Here is a 13,335-nt window from a genome sequence, read left to right as displayed (position 1 = left end):
GCACTCAAGCGGTACTCAGGGGTAGCAAAGCAGCGGATTCCGCTCACTTCGCTACGGCACCGGCCTTCATCACGTAAGCAACCTGTTCCAGCACGCGCACATCGGACAGCGGATCGCCCGTCACCGCGATCATGTCGGCGAACTTGCCCGGTGCGATCGAGCCCAGTTCCTTCTCATGTCCGATCAGGGCGGCGGCATCGATCGTCGCCGACCGGATCGCCTGCGCCGGGGTCATGCCATAGCGGACCATGTACGCGAACTGCCGTGCGTTCAGCCCATGCGGATAGACACCCGCGTCGGTCCCGAAGCCGAGCCTGACCCCCAGCTTCACTGCCTTGGCGAAGCCGTCGCGTTGCTGCTGCGTCGTCTCGCGGTTCTTGCGCAGGTATTCCTGCGGCCAGCCTTCGCGCGTACCCTGCTCGTCGATCCAGTCGCCGTCGTAGATGTCCATGACCAGCCAGACGCCCGCCTTCTTCGCCATGGCGAGGCCCTCATCGTCGATCAGGCTGGCGTGTTCGATGCTGTGTACGCCGGAGCGGATCGCCGCCTTGATGCCCGCCGTGCCGTGGGCATGGGCGGTCGCGTAGCTGCCGTGCGCCTTCGCGACGTCCACGACGGCGCGCATCTCATCGTCGCTCAGTTCGATCTGTCCCGGCTCGGTGCCGATGGCGAGGACGGCGCCGGTGGCTATCATCTTGATGAAGTCGGCGCCGTGATCGAACAGGTACTGCGCCTTCTCGCGCGCTTCGCCGGCATTGTGAACGACGCCGAGGCGCATGTCGGCGGGAAGCTGGTCGTTCGGCACGACGCCGTTGAGCTCGCCGCCGCCGCCCGGCGACGTGATGTAGGCCCCCGCGACGAACATGCGCGGCCCCGGCACCAGCCCCTGCGCAATGGCATCACGCAAGGCCACGTCGGTCAGCCCGCGATAGGTGCCGACATCGCGCACCGTGGTGAAGCCCGCCTCCAGCGTCACTTTCGCGTTGTGCGCGCCGATCAGCGCCGTCAGTTGCGGCGAGGTCTTGAGCGGCGCGGCGACATCCGCGCTCTGCCCGGTATCGGCAAGGTGCGTATGAAGATCGATCAAGCCCGGCAGCACGGTATAGGCCGACCAGTCGAGCGTTTCGGCACCCGGCGGCGGCGCGGCGCAAGGCTCCACCCGTGCGACCCGCTCACCCTCGACCAGCACGCATTGTCCGGTGCTCGCAGTGCCGCTCTCCACGTCGAGCAAGCGCCCTGCCCTGACGTAGACCGATGCCGCGCTCGCCGGAACGCTTAGCCCCGCCAGAACCAGCGGAGCCAAAGCCGCAGCGAGCGCCGCCGCCCTCACTTGCCAGCGAGGTCCGTCAGCAAGGTGGTGTAGTAGACCACGCCCGGCGCGATGTTCAGCAGGCCGATGCGCTCGTTGAGGCCATGGGCGAATTCGTCGGAGTCCCGGATCATCGAGGCGCTGGCGCCATAGCTCGGCACGCCGAGCGCGCGATACCACATCGAGTCCGAAGCACCCGAGGACTGCGAGGGGATGATCGGCACCGGCCCCCAGGCCGCCTTTACCGCCTTGCCCACTGCCGCCACGAAGTCCGGCCGCACCGGCGATGCGGGCGCCTCGACCGAGTCGTCGCCGGTCACGTCGGTGAACTTCGCCGCGGGCATCGCCGCCACCTTCTCCAGTTCCGCCATGATCTCGGGCCGGGTGTGGCCCGGGAAGATACGGCAGTTGATGTTGGCCGTCGCGCTCTGCGGCAGCGCGTTCTGGGCGTGACCGCCCGAGATCATCGTCGGCACGCAAGTCGTCGACACGCGCCCGACCGTCGCGGGATTGGCGCGCAGCACCTCCAGCGCTGCCGGATCGTTCGGATTGGCAACGAAGGCCTTCATTGCCGCCGCGAGCTTGGGGTCGGGCTCGATCTTCGCGGCACCGGTCCAGTACTGGCGCGTCACGTCGTTGAGTTCGGGCTTGAAACGATAGGCGCCGATCCGCTCCATCGCCTGTGCCAGTTGCACGATCGCGTTCTCGGGCCGGGGCGCGGAGCTGTGACCGCCGGGGTTCGTCACCTCGACCTTGTAGTCCACGTAAGTCTTCTCGGCCCCCTGCCAGCTCCAGTAGAGCGGCTTGCCCGCCTCCGACAGCGAGCCCGAGGAGCCGTCGACGTTGAGCACCAGTTCCGCGCCCTTCAGCCGATCGGCGATGACCTTGGAGGTATCCATGGTCGTCTCCTCGTCGCCCGAATAGGCGATGACGATGCTGCGCTTGGGCCTGAACCCTTCGCGCCGCAGTTCGATCACCGAGGACAGCGCCAGCGCCGCCTCGAACTTGGTATCGCTGGCGCCGCGCCCGAAGAGATAGCCGTTCTCCACCACCGGGGTGAAGGGATCGCGCTCCCAATCCTCCGGTTTCGCCTCGACAACGTCCATATGCGCGGAAATGACGATCGGCTTGAGGCCGGGTTCGCTGCCCTTCCAGGTCGCGATCAGGTAGGCGGTGTCGCCGAGCGGGACGATCTCGATGTCGCTGGCGGCCCACCCGGCTTTCAGCAGCGCATCGCGGAACAGCGCCGCGACTTCGCCGGTCTTGTTGCCCGGCCCCTGCACCGAGCGCAGCGCGATGGCGCGCTTCGACAAGTCGAGCACTTGCGCTTCCGCCTCGGGATGGCCTTTTGCCTGAGCGGCACTCGATGCGAGCAGGCTGGCGCCGAGAGAAAGCAGGACCGGGATCGAAAAGCGCATCGTGATGAAGCCCCTGAATGTGATGCCTTGCTCGTTCGCGCCGGATAGAATCGCTGCGAACGCGAGAAGGCTATCCTGTCTGGCGACCGGGCGTCGCGCAATCCCACCCGCCATCCTTCGTCATTGCGAGCGCAGCGAAGAAATCCATGGGGGCTCAGTGCTGCCGTGGATTGCTTCGCTGCGCTCGCAATGACGACCGGGATGGAGTCATCCATGAGCATCACTCATCGCTACGTGAAGAAGGCCCGCACTAATCGCTGGCGCGATGAGCGCCTATCTCGCACATGCGGCATCTCGGCCGATCCCAATTCCAGTTTCTTCCGGCAGCAAGGACATTCCATGCAAGTCAACGCTTATGGCGCCCATGCGGGCGACAAGCCTCTCGAAGCCCTGACCATCGAACGGCGCGAGCCGGGACCCTGCGACGTCGCGATCGAGATCAGCTATTGCGGTGTATGCCACTCGGACCTGCACACCGTGCGCAGCGAGTGGGGCGGCACGCTCTACCCTTGCGTTCCCGGTCACGAAATCGTCGGCACCGTCAGCGCGGTGGGCGGCGAAGTCAGCCGCTTCAAGGTGGGCGACATCGTCGGCGTCGGCTGCATGGTCGACAGCTGCGGCCACTGCGGCTCGTGCAACGACAACCTGGAGCAGTATTGCGAGAACGGCTTCGTCGGCACCTACAACGGTGCGACGCCGGATGCGCCCGGCCACACCATGGGCGGCTATTCGCGCGGGATCGTCGTCGATGAAGGCTTCGTCCTTTCGATCAGCCACCCGGCAGAGCAGCTTGCCGCCGTCGCACCGCTGCTCTGCGCGGGCATCACCACATACTCGCCGCTGCGTCACTGGAACGCCGGTCCGGGCAAGAAGGTCGGCGTCGTCGGCATCGGCGGTCTCGGCCATATGGCGATCAAGATCGCGCATGCCATGGGGGCCGAAGTCGTCGCCTTCACCTCGACGCCCGCCAAGCGCAAGGACGCGATCGACCTCGGCGCCGACAGCGCGGTGGTCAGCCGCGAGGCCGAGGAAATGGCCGCGCACACCGGCACGTTCGACCTGATCATCGACTCGGTTGCGGCGAGCCACGACCTCGACACTTACATCGGCCTGCTCAAGCGCGACGGCGCGCTGGTCATGCTGGGCGTGCCGGAGCATCCGCACCCCTCGCCCAATGTCGGCGGCATGATCTTCGGCCGCAAGACGATCGCGGGCTCGCTGATCGGCGGCATTGCCGAAACGCAGGAGATGCTCGATTTCTGCGCCGAGCACGGCATCGTCTCGGACGTCGAGATGATCGACATCCAGCAGATCGAGGACGCCTACGAACGCATGACGCGCAGCGACGTGCGCTATCGCTTCGTGATCGACAGCGCCTCGCTGGACGCGGCCTGATTTCAAGGCAACGGCCGCCTCCACAAGAAGGCGGCCGTTTGCCGAACCACGATGACTTTACATCGCACGTCATTGCGAGCGTAGCGAAGCAATCCAGGGCGCCACTGACCGCCCTGGATTGCTTCGCTACGCTCGCAATGACGGCGTGCGGGTTCAATCCAATGTCATTGCGCTCTGGAAGAGAGTGGTGCGCCCGACGGGATTCGAACCCATGGCCCCCAGATTAGGAATCTGGTGCTCTATCCGGCTGAGCTACGGGCGCACTCCGGGGCCTCCTAGCGGCTGCGCAGCGGCTTTGCAATCAGTTCGCCTGCTCGGGCGGCACGACCGGAAACAGCAGCGGCATCAGGCCGATCCCCTCTTCGATCAGTTCCTTCGCCTCGGTCGCCGTAGCCTGCCCGTGGATGATTTCGGCATCGCGCTCGCCATAGTGCATGGCGCGGGCGTCCTTGGCGAAATCCTGCCCCACATAGCGCGAGGACTTGAGCGCCTCGGCCTGCATCGTCGCCAGGGCCTGCATCAGTTCGGCGGCCTGAGGCGGCAGCGGTGCGTTGGCCACGGGAGCTGCAGGCGTGCCGGGTGCCGGGGGCTTTGCGCGGGCGGGCGGCGCGGCTTCGGGCAGCTGATTGCCCTTGCGCGCGAGGCGCGGGGCCTGGACGGCCTTGGCGACATCGCCCGAACCGCAATGCGGGCAGGTAACCAGTCCCCGCTCCTGCTGGCGCACGTAGTCGTCGGAGGACTTGAACCAGCCTTCGAAACGATGCGCGCCCTCGCGGCATTCCAGGTCGTAGACGATCATGACGCAGGCTGTCCGGCGATGGCGCGGCGGTTGGCAAGGCTCGGAAGCTGGGTGCGCACTTCCGCCGTCCGCGCCGGATCGAGATCGACGAAGCCTACCCCGGCGCTCCCACCGTCATCCGCCCCGCCCATGTCGAGCAGGACTTCGCCCCAGGGGTCGATGCCCAGCGAGTGGCCGTAAGTCTCGCGCCCGTCCTCGTGCCGGCCGACTTGCGCGGCCGACAGGACATAAGCGCTCGCCTCGACCGCGCGGGCGCGTTGCATCAGGTGCCAGTGCGCCTTTCCGGTAGGCACGGTGAAGGCGGCGGGAATGGCGATCACGTCGCAACCCGCGCGGCCCAGCGCCTCGAACAGCGCCGGAAAGCGCACGTCGTAGCAGATCGCCAGCCCAAGGCGCCCGAGCGGCGTCTCGACGGTGACGACTTCCTCGCCCGCCGTGTAGGCGTTCGATTCGCGCCAGCTCTCGCCAGTGGCGAGGTCTACGTCGAACATGTGCAGCTTGTCGTAGCGCGCACGGATTTCACCGGCATCGTCGATCACGAAGGCCCGGTTGGCCCATTTGCCATCCTCGCGCGCGATGGCGAGCGATCCGATATGGACCCAGATCCCCTCGCGCCGCGCCGCCTCGCGCACGGCGGCGAGGACGACGTCGTCCCCCTCGCCCCGGATCGCCGCGCGCGCGCGGTCGCGCTTGCGGTCGAGCAGGCCGGACATCTCGGGCGTGAACAGCATCGCCGCGCTGCCTGCCCGCGCCTGCACGATCGCATCGACGATCGCGGCCGCATTGGCCTGCGGATCGATGCCGGTCGTCATCTGGAAGAGCGCCGCGCGGGTCATGTGTTCAGAGCCCCAGCACCGGATCGAGCTTGCCCTCGCGGTCGAGCGCATTGATGTCGTCGAAACCGCCATAGGCGCGGTCGTCGATCAGGATCTGCGGCACCGTCGTCGCGCCGGGGACGCGCTCCAGCATCTCGGTCCGCTTGGGGCCGCCCATGGTGAGGTCGTATTCCTCGTAGGCAACGCCCTTCTTGTCCAGCAGCGACTTGGCGGCGACGCAGTAGGGGCAGCCCCACTTGGTGTAGATCTCGATCTTAGGCTGGCTCATGCCAAACTCCATTCCAGCGCCCCTTGAAAGGTGGGGCGGCTAGCATATCTAGGAATGCGAGTCATGGCCCGCCAAGGGGATGGCTCACAGAACGAGGCGCCGCATCGCGGGCCTCATCACACGAAGATTGCTCATTGGAGGATTTTTGTCATGAACCGTATCGATTTCTCGCCCTATCGCCGCACCATGGTCGGCTTCGACCGCCTTTTCGACATGATCGAGAACCAGGCGCGCGCCAACGCGGGCGACAAGTACCCGCCCTTCAACATCGAACGGCGCAGTCAGGACGGCTACCGCATCACCCTCGCGGTCGCGGGCTTCAAGCCGGGCGACATCGACATCACCGCGCAGGCGAACCTGCTGGTCGTGAAGGGTCACAAGCCCGACGAGGCCACCGACGGCGAAATGCTGCACGTCGGCATCGCCCAGCGCGGGTTCGAGCGTCGCTTCGAACTGGCCGACTACGTGCGGGTCGATAGCGCCGACCTTGCCGACGGCCTCCTCGTGATCGACCTCGTGCGCGAAGTGCCCGAGGCGATGAAGCCGAAGAAGGTCGCCATCGGCGGCAACAAGCTCACCGTCGTCGAGACTGGTGAGGACACTACCGCCGCAGCATAACCGTCGTCGTCCGCACGTTGCGCTTTTCCGTCCCTTTGCGCGACATACCGGATACGGCATTTGGGGTCGGCCCGTTTATCCGGGCCGACCCTTTTGCATGCGCGATTGCAGAGAAAGCACGGCAGCCGTCCGATTAATCCTCGCGCCGCGTCGTGCGGGTCGTTAGCCCGGCGACCATGTTGCGGAACCATTGCTCATGACCGCGATCCTCGGGATCGTCCTGCCCGTCTTCTCGCTGATCTTCGCAGGCTGGCTGGTTCGGCGCATCGGCGTGATGGGGCCGCAGGCAACCAGCGAACTCAACCGCTTCGTCGTCTACCTTGCCCTGCCCGCGCTGCTGTTCGACATCGTCGCCAGATCCAGCTGGCACGAATTGTGGCAACCCCACTTCGTCGCAGTGTTCACCCTGAGCACGATGGCGATCTTCGCACTGACGGTCGCCGCCCATGCCCGGCATTCGGGCTTCGAGGCCGATGGCCCGGTGCTGGGGCTCGCCGCGAGCTATCCCAACACCGGCTTCCTCGGCTTCCCGCTGCTGCTCGCCGCGCTCGGGCCATGGAGCAACACGCTGACGCTGATCTCCACGATCGTCGTCGCCTGCGTGCTCTTCGCAGGCGCGATCGTGCTGATCGAGATCCGCCTCCACGTCGGCAGCCATCCGTTGCGGGTCGCCGCCAAAGTCGGCAAGTCGCTGGCGACCAACCCGCTCATCGTCGCCCCCGTTGTCGCATGCTTCTTCCCGACGAGCGGGATAGCCGTGCCTGGACCCGTCGAAGTCTTCCTGAAATTGCTGGGCGGCGCTGCATCCCCGGCGGCATTGGTCGGCCTCGGCCTGTTCCTTGGCGAGAAGCGCGAGGCGGCTGCGGGCGCCGGTCTGCTCACGGCAATCCTCGTCGCCCTGAAGCTGGCGGTGCATCCGCTGCTGGCCTGGGTGCTGGCCGTGACCCTGTTTCCGCTCGACACCCCCGCGCTTCATGCAGCCGTACTGCTGGCGATGCTGCCGACCGGGACCGGGCCTTTCATGCTCGCCGAATTCTACGGCCGTGAAGCGAGCGTCACTGCGCGGGTGATCCTGATCTCCACCGTGCTGTCGATCATGACGGTGTCGGCTTACCTGACGACGATCGGCTGACTTCAGGCGGCCCATCCTTCGTCATTGCGAGCACAGCGAAGCAATCCAGGGCGGCTTGGTGCGTCCTGGACTGCTTCGCTGTGCTCGCAATGACGACTGGAGCCTTCAGGCGTTCTGCGCCGCATGCATCTGCCGCGAACGAGCGGCGGTTCCGAAATCAATCCGGAACTGCGAACCGCTCAGTCCCAGCAGCTCAGACCAGACGGGCCTGACGCAGCGCTGCGGCAATGAACCCGGCAAACAGCGGGTGCGGCTCGAACGGACGCGACTTGAGTTCCGGGTGGAACTGCACGCCGACGAAGAACGGGTGGTCCGGCCGCTCGACGATCTCGGGCAGCAGGCCATCGGGCGACATACCGGAGAAGATCAGGCCATTGCCTTCCAGCGCCTCGCGGTACGAGCCGTTGACCTCGTAGCGGTGGCGGTGCCGTTCGCTGATCTCGGTCGAACCGTAGATCGCCGCGACGTGGCTGTTGGGCGAGAGCGCGGCGGTGTAGGCGCCAAGGCGCATGGTGCCGCCAAGGTCGCCGCCCTCGGCGCGGGTCTGCAGGCCGTCCTCGGTCATCCACTCGGTGATGATGCCGACGACGGGTTCCTCGGTCGGGCCGAATTCGGTGGAGCTGGCCTTGGCGATGCCCGCCGAGCGCGCGCCTTCGATGCAGGCCATCTGCATGCCGAGGCAGATGCCGAAGAACGGCACCTGCCGTTCACGCGCGAAGCGGACCGACGCGATCTTACCCTCGGTGCCGCGCTCGCCGAAGCCGCCCGGGACGAGGATGCCGTGCATCGGTTCGAGCGCGGCGGCGATCTCGGAATCTTCCTTCTCGAAGATTTCCGCATCGATCCAGCGCACGTTGACTTTCACGCGGTTGGCCATGCCGCCGTGGACGAGCGCTTCGTTCAGCGACTTGTAGGCGTCCTGCAGGCCGATGTACTTGCCGACGACGCCGATGGTCACTTCGCCCTCGGGGTTCTGGTAGCGGTCGGTGATGTCGTCCCAGCGCTCAAGCACCGGCGCCTTGGCCGATTCCAGCATGCCGAAGTGGTGCAGGACTTCGGCGTCGAGGCCCTCGCGGTGGTACTGCAGCGGCACGGCGTAGATGTTGGGCGCGTCGAGCGCCTGGATAACCGCCTGCGGGCGCACGTTGCAGAACAGCGCGATCTTGCGGCGCTCGCTCTCGGGCAGCTCGCGGTCGCAGCGGCACAGCAGGATGTCGGGCTGGATGCCGAGGCCGGTCAGTTCGCGCACCGAGTGCTGCGTCGGCTTGGTCTTCAGCTCGCCCGCAGCGGCGATGTAGGGGACCAGCGTGACGTGGACGAAGCAGGTGCCCTCGCGGCCGAGTTCGTTGCGCAGCTGGCGCATCGCCTCGACGAAGGGCAGGCCCTCGATGTCGCCGACGGTGCCGCCGATCTCGCACAGCACGAAGTCGAGATCCTCGGTCTCCGTCAGGGCGAAGTCCTTGATCGCGTCGGTGACGTGCGGGATCACCTGCACGGTCGCGCCGAGGTAGTCGCCGCGGCGCTCCTTGGCGATGATGTCCTGGTAGATGCGACCCGAGGTGATGTTGTCGGCCTTGCGGCCCGAGACGCCGGTGAAGCGCTCGTAGTGGCCGAGGTCGAGGTCCGTCTCGGCGCCGTCGTCGGTCACGAAGACCTCGCCGTGCTGGTACGGGCTCATCGTGCCCGGATCGACGTTCAGGTAGGGGTCGAACTTGCGAATGCGGACCTTGTAGCCACGCGCCTGAAGCAGAGCCGCGAGGCTCGCCGCCATGAGACCCTTGCCCAGCGAGGAGACCACGCCGCCGGTGATGAAAATATGCCGCGCCATGGGAATCGGGCCTTAAATTGCATGGGGGCCCTCAGGCAAGCGCCCGGAGCCTCATTCCACAGATCAAACACATGGAAATGCCGTCTGACTGCGCCAGACGGCATTCCGATTACGGTGAGGCGCTCGAAAGCGCCTGCAGGGATTACTGCTTGGCAGCACCACCGAGCGGATCGGTCGGAACCGAGTCGCCGGCGGGCGCACCCTGCTGGGGGGCAGCCGGAGCTGCCGGGTTGGCCGCGCCGCCGAGCGGATCGGCAGGCTGGACCGGAGCGGTCTGCGCAGGAGCGGTGTTGCGCTGGAGCGAGGTGTCGATGTCGCGACCGCTCGTCTCGTTGACGGCGAGAGCGGCAAGACCGATGCTCAGCACCACGAAGACAGTCGCTAGAACGCCGGTCGCGCGGGTCAGGAAGTTGGCCGCGCCGCGTGCCGACATCAGGCCCGAGGGACTGCCGCCGACGCCAAGGCCGCCGCCTTCGGACTTCTGCACCAGGATCACGCCCACCAGCATGGCGGCAACCAGAGCCTGCACCACGGTCAGGAAAAGGAACATCTTCGTCTCAGCCTTATTGCGGGGACATACCCCGCTTTCTTGACCGGGCAGATAGGCGCTCGCGGGCGAGCGCGCAACCCGGCAACTTTATTGCTGCGCCGCCCCGCAGGACGGCACATGGATCGGACTTACTCCGCGAGCGAAGCCGCCGCGCCGACGATCGCCAGGAAGCTCTCGGCCGTCAGGCTCGCACCGCCGACCAGAGCGCCGCCGACATCCGGCACCGCAAGGAGTTCGGCCGCGTTGTCGGCCTTCACCGAACCGCCGTAGAGGATGCGTACTTCGGCGCCAGCATCGCCGTAGATGGCGACGAGCTTGGCGCGAATCGCCTTGTGCATGGCTGCCACGTCCGCGACCGAAGGCACCCGGCCGGTGCCGATCGCCCATACCGGCTCATAGGCGACCGAGAGCTTTTCCGGCGCGCCGTCTGCGATGGGGCACGAACCTTCGAGCTGCGCGGTGACCACGCCCTCGGCATCGCCCGCATCGCGCTGGGCCTCGGTTTCGCCGACGCACAGGATCACCGCCAGACCGGCCGAAAGCGCGGCCTGCGCCTTGGCGTTGACGTCGGCATCGCTGTCGCCGTGGTATTCACGGCGCTCCGAATGGCCGACGATCGTGAAATCGGCGCCTGCATCCTTGAGCATCGGTGCGGAAACGTCACCCGTGTAAGCGCCGTTTTCCTTCGCATGGCAGTCTTGCCCGCCGACGCCGATCAGCTCGACCGCGTCCCGCATGCGGAAGATCAGGGTCGAGGGCGGCGCCAGTCCGACCTGCACCTTGGGGAAACGCTGGGCGGAACGATCGATTGCGCGCGCCTCGTTCAGCATGGCGCGCGTGCCGTTCATTTTCCAATTTCCGACGATGTAAGGCAATCCAGCCATTTCAATCCTTTGATCGATCTCGGCGAACCTTCGGGAACTCCCCCGCGGGTCCCCCTCGCAGATTTCCGGTAATGCCGTTGCCGCGGAACCGGGAATCAGGTCGTCGCTGTCGCCGGGCAGCTAGGGCACCAGAGCATCGCTTGTCAAAATTCATGGATGGTTAAGCGCCGGGATTCTCCACCGGTGTCGTAGTAATGCCACCTCGCGGCTTTTGCCCAAGGCTTGTGCAAGCGGCATTGCAGGATGCGCGAAGGCCCCCTAAAGCCTGCGCCGTTTACATGCGAAGCCTCACGGTTTCGCGCCAATATTCTGCTGATCGGCACGGTTCATGCTCCATTTCTTCCGCTCGTTTCTGAAGTCCAAGGTCGGCGCGATCGTCGGCCTCGTCGTTCTCGGCCTCATCGCCCTCGCGTTCGCCAGTGGCGATATCGCGGGCCTCGGCGGGTCCGGCAGCGCGGCTCCCGGAGTTGCCGTCGCCACTGTCGGCGGCGAAAAGGTGACCACCGACGAACTCAGCCTCGGCGCCAAGCGCGGCCTCGAGCGGGTCAAGCAGCAGAGCCCGACCGCGACGATGAAACAGCTGATCGCCGAGGGCGGCCTCCAGCAGGTGCTGGACAGCCTGATCGACGGCGTCGCTTTCGCCGTCTACGGCGAGAAGCACGGCGTTGTCCTCAGCGACCGCCTCGTCGACAGCGAACTGACGCAGATCCCCGCGTTCCAGGGCGTCGACGGCAAGTTCGACCAGAACGTGTTCCGCCAAGCCCTCGCCCAGCAGGGCCTCTCCGAACAGGCCCTGCGCGAGGACATTCGCAAGAACATGATCGCGCAGGAACTGGTCGTGCCCGCGCAGATCGGCTCGGTCATGTCCGAATATGCCGCGAAGCGTTACGCCTCGCTGCTCAGCGAGACCCGCAGCGGCACCGTGGTCGCCCTGCCCTCGCTGCTCTTCGCGCCCGACAAGCAGCCGACCCAGGCCGAACTCGCCACCTTCTACAAGGCGCACACCGGCCAGTTCGTCCGCCCCGAGCGTCGCACGATCCGCTATGCGCTCGTCAGCGCCGACAAGATCCCGGCCCCGGCCGCACCGACCGACGCCGAGATCGCCGCACGCTTCGAGGCGAACAAGGCCGCCTACGCCGCCAAGGACGATCGCCGCATCACGCAGCTGGTCGTGCCGACCGAACCGGCCGCCAAGGCCATCGTCGCCGAAGTCGAGAAGGGCAAGTCGCTCGAAGCCGCCGCTTCGGAAAAGGGCCTGTCCGCCGCGAAGCTCGAATCGTTCAGCCGCGAGGATCTCTCGCGCCAGTTCTCGGCCGCCGTCGCGCAGGCCGTCTTCGCCGCGCCGGTCGGCAAGCTGGCCGCACCGCAGAAGAGCGTGCTCGGCTGGCACGTCATCCGCGTCGACGAGGAGATCAAGACCCCGGCCAAGACCCTTGCCGAAGTGAAGGGTGACCTCACCAAGCAGATCGCCGAGGAAAAGACCCGCAAGTCCTACAGCGACGCCTTCTCGAAGATCGACGCGCAGCTTTCGGGCGGCTCCAACCTCGCCGAAGTCGCCAAGTCGCTCGGCGCCGAGGTCAAGCAGACCCCGTCACTGACCGCTGATGGGCAAGTCTACATGAAGCCCGGCGAAACGATGCCCGCCGAATTGCAGCCGCTCCTCAAGACCGCGTTCGAAATGGGCCAGGAACAGCCGCAGGTCGCCGAGATCGAGAAGGGCAAGTCCTTCGCGATCTACGACGTCACCGACATCCAGGCGTCCGCCCCGGCTCCGCTGGCGCAGATCCAGAACGACGTGAAGCTCGCCTGGGCCATCGACGCCGGTTCGAAGGCCGCCAAGGCCGCCGCGCTCAAGATGCAGGCCGCGATCCGCAAGGGCCAGTCGATCGAGCAGGTCATGGCTGCCTCGGGCAAAAAGCTGCCCGCGCCGCAGCAGGTCTCGATGTCGCGCCCGACCCTGGCCGCCGCGCTGCAGTCGGGCCGTCAGGTGCCGCCGCCGGTCTCGCTGATGTTCCACATGGCCAAGAACACCGTGAAGGTGCAGTCGGCCGAGGGTGAGCGTGGCTGGTTCGTCGTCCAGCTCAAGGACATCGTGCCCGCCACGATCGATTCGCCCGACATGATCCGCCGTGCCCAGACCGAACTCGGCCAGCAGCTCGGCCAGGGCTACGCCTCCGCGCTCGGTGCCGCGATGCGCAAGGACGTCGGCGTGAAGCGTCACGACGATGCCATCACCGCCGTGCGCGACCAGCTCGCCGGCACCGCCGCCGCCAACTGAGCCGAAGCGAGGGGTGGCAG

At 66.6% G+C, this 13,335-nt stretch carries 12 protein-coding genes and 1 tRNA gene; 4 read left to right on the top strand and 9 right to left on the bottom strand.

Annotation, left to right across the window (positions count from 1 at the left end):
- Positions 1-43: 43 nt before the first annotated feature.
- The gene (locus tag QRN25_RS13230) at positions 44-1,330 is read right to left on the bottom strand and encodes a Xaa-Pro dipeptidase (RefSeq protein ID WP_285019831.1); all 1,287 of its coding nucleotides are present in this window, start codon (positions 1,328-1,330) and stop codon (positions 44-46) included.
- Positions 1,327-2,727: a M20/M25/M40 family metallo-hydrolase gene (locus QRN25_RS13225; RefSeq protein WP_285019830.1), complete on the bottom strand. Its 1,401-nt coding sequence runs from the start codon at positions 2,725-2,727 to the stop codon at positions 1,327-1,329. Before QRN25_RS13225 ends, QRN25_RS13230 begins: the two co-directional genes overlap by 4 nt.
- A 339-nt stretch (positions 2,728-3,066) precedes the next feature.
- Between QRN25_RS13225 and QRN25_RS13220 the strand changes: the two genes are divergently transcribed.
- Entirely contained in the window at positions 3,067-4,122 is a 1,056-nt protein-coding gene (locus tag QRN25_RS13220) for an NAD(P)-dependent alcohol dehydrogenase (RefSeq protein WP_285019866.1), read from the top strand.
- A gap of 185 nt (positions 4,123-4,307) precedes the next feature.
- On the opposite strand, the gene QRN25_RS13215 is transcribed toward QRN25_RS13220, so the two are convergent.
- The 4 genes from QRN25_RS13215 to grxC all read right to left on the bottom strand — a co-directional run bounded on the left by QRN25_RS13215 (position 4,308) and on the right by grxC (position 6,025).
- Positions 4,308-4,384, bottom strand: a tRNA-Arg gene (locus QRN25_RS13215).
- Between the two features lie 39 nt (positions 4,385-4,423).
- Positions 4,424-4,921, bottom strand: a complete 498-nt coding sequence (locus QRN25_RS13210) for a DUF1178 family protein (protein WP_285019829.1) — start codon at positions 4,919-4,921, stop codon at positions 4,424-4,426.
- Entirely contained in the window at positions 4,918-5,757 is an 840-nt protein-coding gene (locus QRN25_RS13205; protein ID WP_285019828.1) for a carbon-nitrogen hydrolase family protein, read from the bottom strand. Before QRN25_RS13205 ends, QRN25_RS13210 begins: the two co-directional genes overlap by 4 nt.
- A 4-nt stretch (positions 5,758-5,761) precedes the next feature.
- Entirely contained in the window at positions 5,762-6,025 is a 264-nt protein-coding gene (gene grxC, locus QRN25_RS13200) for a glutaredoxin 3 (protein ID WP_271183245.1), read from the bottom strand.
- A gap of 150 nt (positions 6,026-6,175) precedes the next feature.
- On the opposite strand from grxC, the gene QRN25_RS13195 reads away from it, so the two are divergent.
- Both QRN25_RS13195 and QRN25_RS13190 read left to right on the top strand, forming a co-directional pair.
- Complete coding sequence (locus QRN25_RS13195; RefSeq protein WP_285019827.1) at positions 6,176-6,643, top strand: Hsp20 family protein; 468 nt, start codon at positions 6,176-6,178, stop codon at positions 6,641-6,643.
- Positions 6,644-6,839: 196 nt separating this feature from the next.
- Positions 6,840-7,775 (top strand): AEC family transporter, encoded by a 936-nt coding sequence (locus QRN25_RS13190; RefSeq protein ID WP_285019826.1) that lies wholly within the window; start codon positions 6,840-6,842, stop codon positions 7,773-7,775.
- A gap of 193 nt (positions 7,776-7,968) precedes the next feature.
- On the opposite strand, the gene pyrG is transcribed toward QRN25_RS13190, so the two are convergent.
- The 3 genes from pyrG to tpiA form a co-directional block, all read right to left on the bottom strand.
- Positions 7,969-9,603: a CTP synthase gene (pyrG, locus tag QRN25_RS13185; RefSeq protein WP_271183242.1), complete on the bottom strand. Its 1,635-nt coding sequence runs from the start codon at positions 9,601-9,603 to the stop codon at positions 7,969-7,971.
- A gap of 142 nt (positions 9,604-9,745) precedes the next feature.
- Complete coding sequence (gene secG / locus QRN25_RS13180; RefSeq protein ID WP_271183241.1) at positions 9,746-10,153, bottom strand: preprotein translocase subunit SecG; 408 nt, start codon at positions 10,151-10,153, stop codon at positions 9,746-9,748.
- Between the two features lie 128 nt (positions 10,154-10,281).
- On the bottom strand, positions 10,282-11,037 hold the full coding sequence (gene tpiA / locus QRN25_RS13175) for a triose-phosphate isomerase (RefSeq protein WP_285019825.1): 756 nt from the start codon (positions 11,035-11,037) through the stop codon (positions 10,282-10,284).
- A 328-nt stretch (positions 11,038-11,365) separates the two neighbouring features.
- Between tpiA and QRN25_RS13170 the strand changes: the two genes are divergently transcribed.
- A complete protein-coding gene (locus QRN25_RS13170) occupies positions 11,366-13,315 on the top strand; it encodes a peptidylprolyl isomerase (RefSeq protein ID WP_285019824.1) in 1,950 nt (649 codons plus the stop codon).
- Positions 13,316-13,335 lie beyond the last annotated feature (20 nt).

The organism is Novosphingobium sp. fls2-241-R2A-195, assembly GCF_030209485.1.
Taxonomy (GTDB): domain Bacteria; phylum Pseudomonadota; class Alphaproteobacteria; order Sphingomonadales; family Sphingomonadaceae; genus Novosphingobium; species Novosphingobium resinovorum.
Note: the sequence above shows the minus strand (reverse complement) of the source record. Positions and strands in the feature narration are given on the sequence as shown.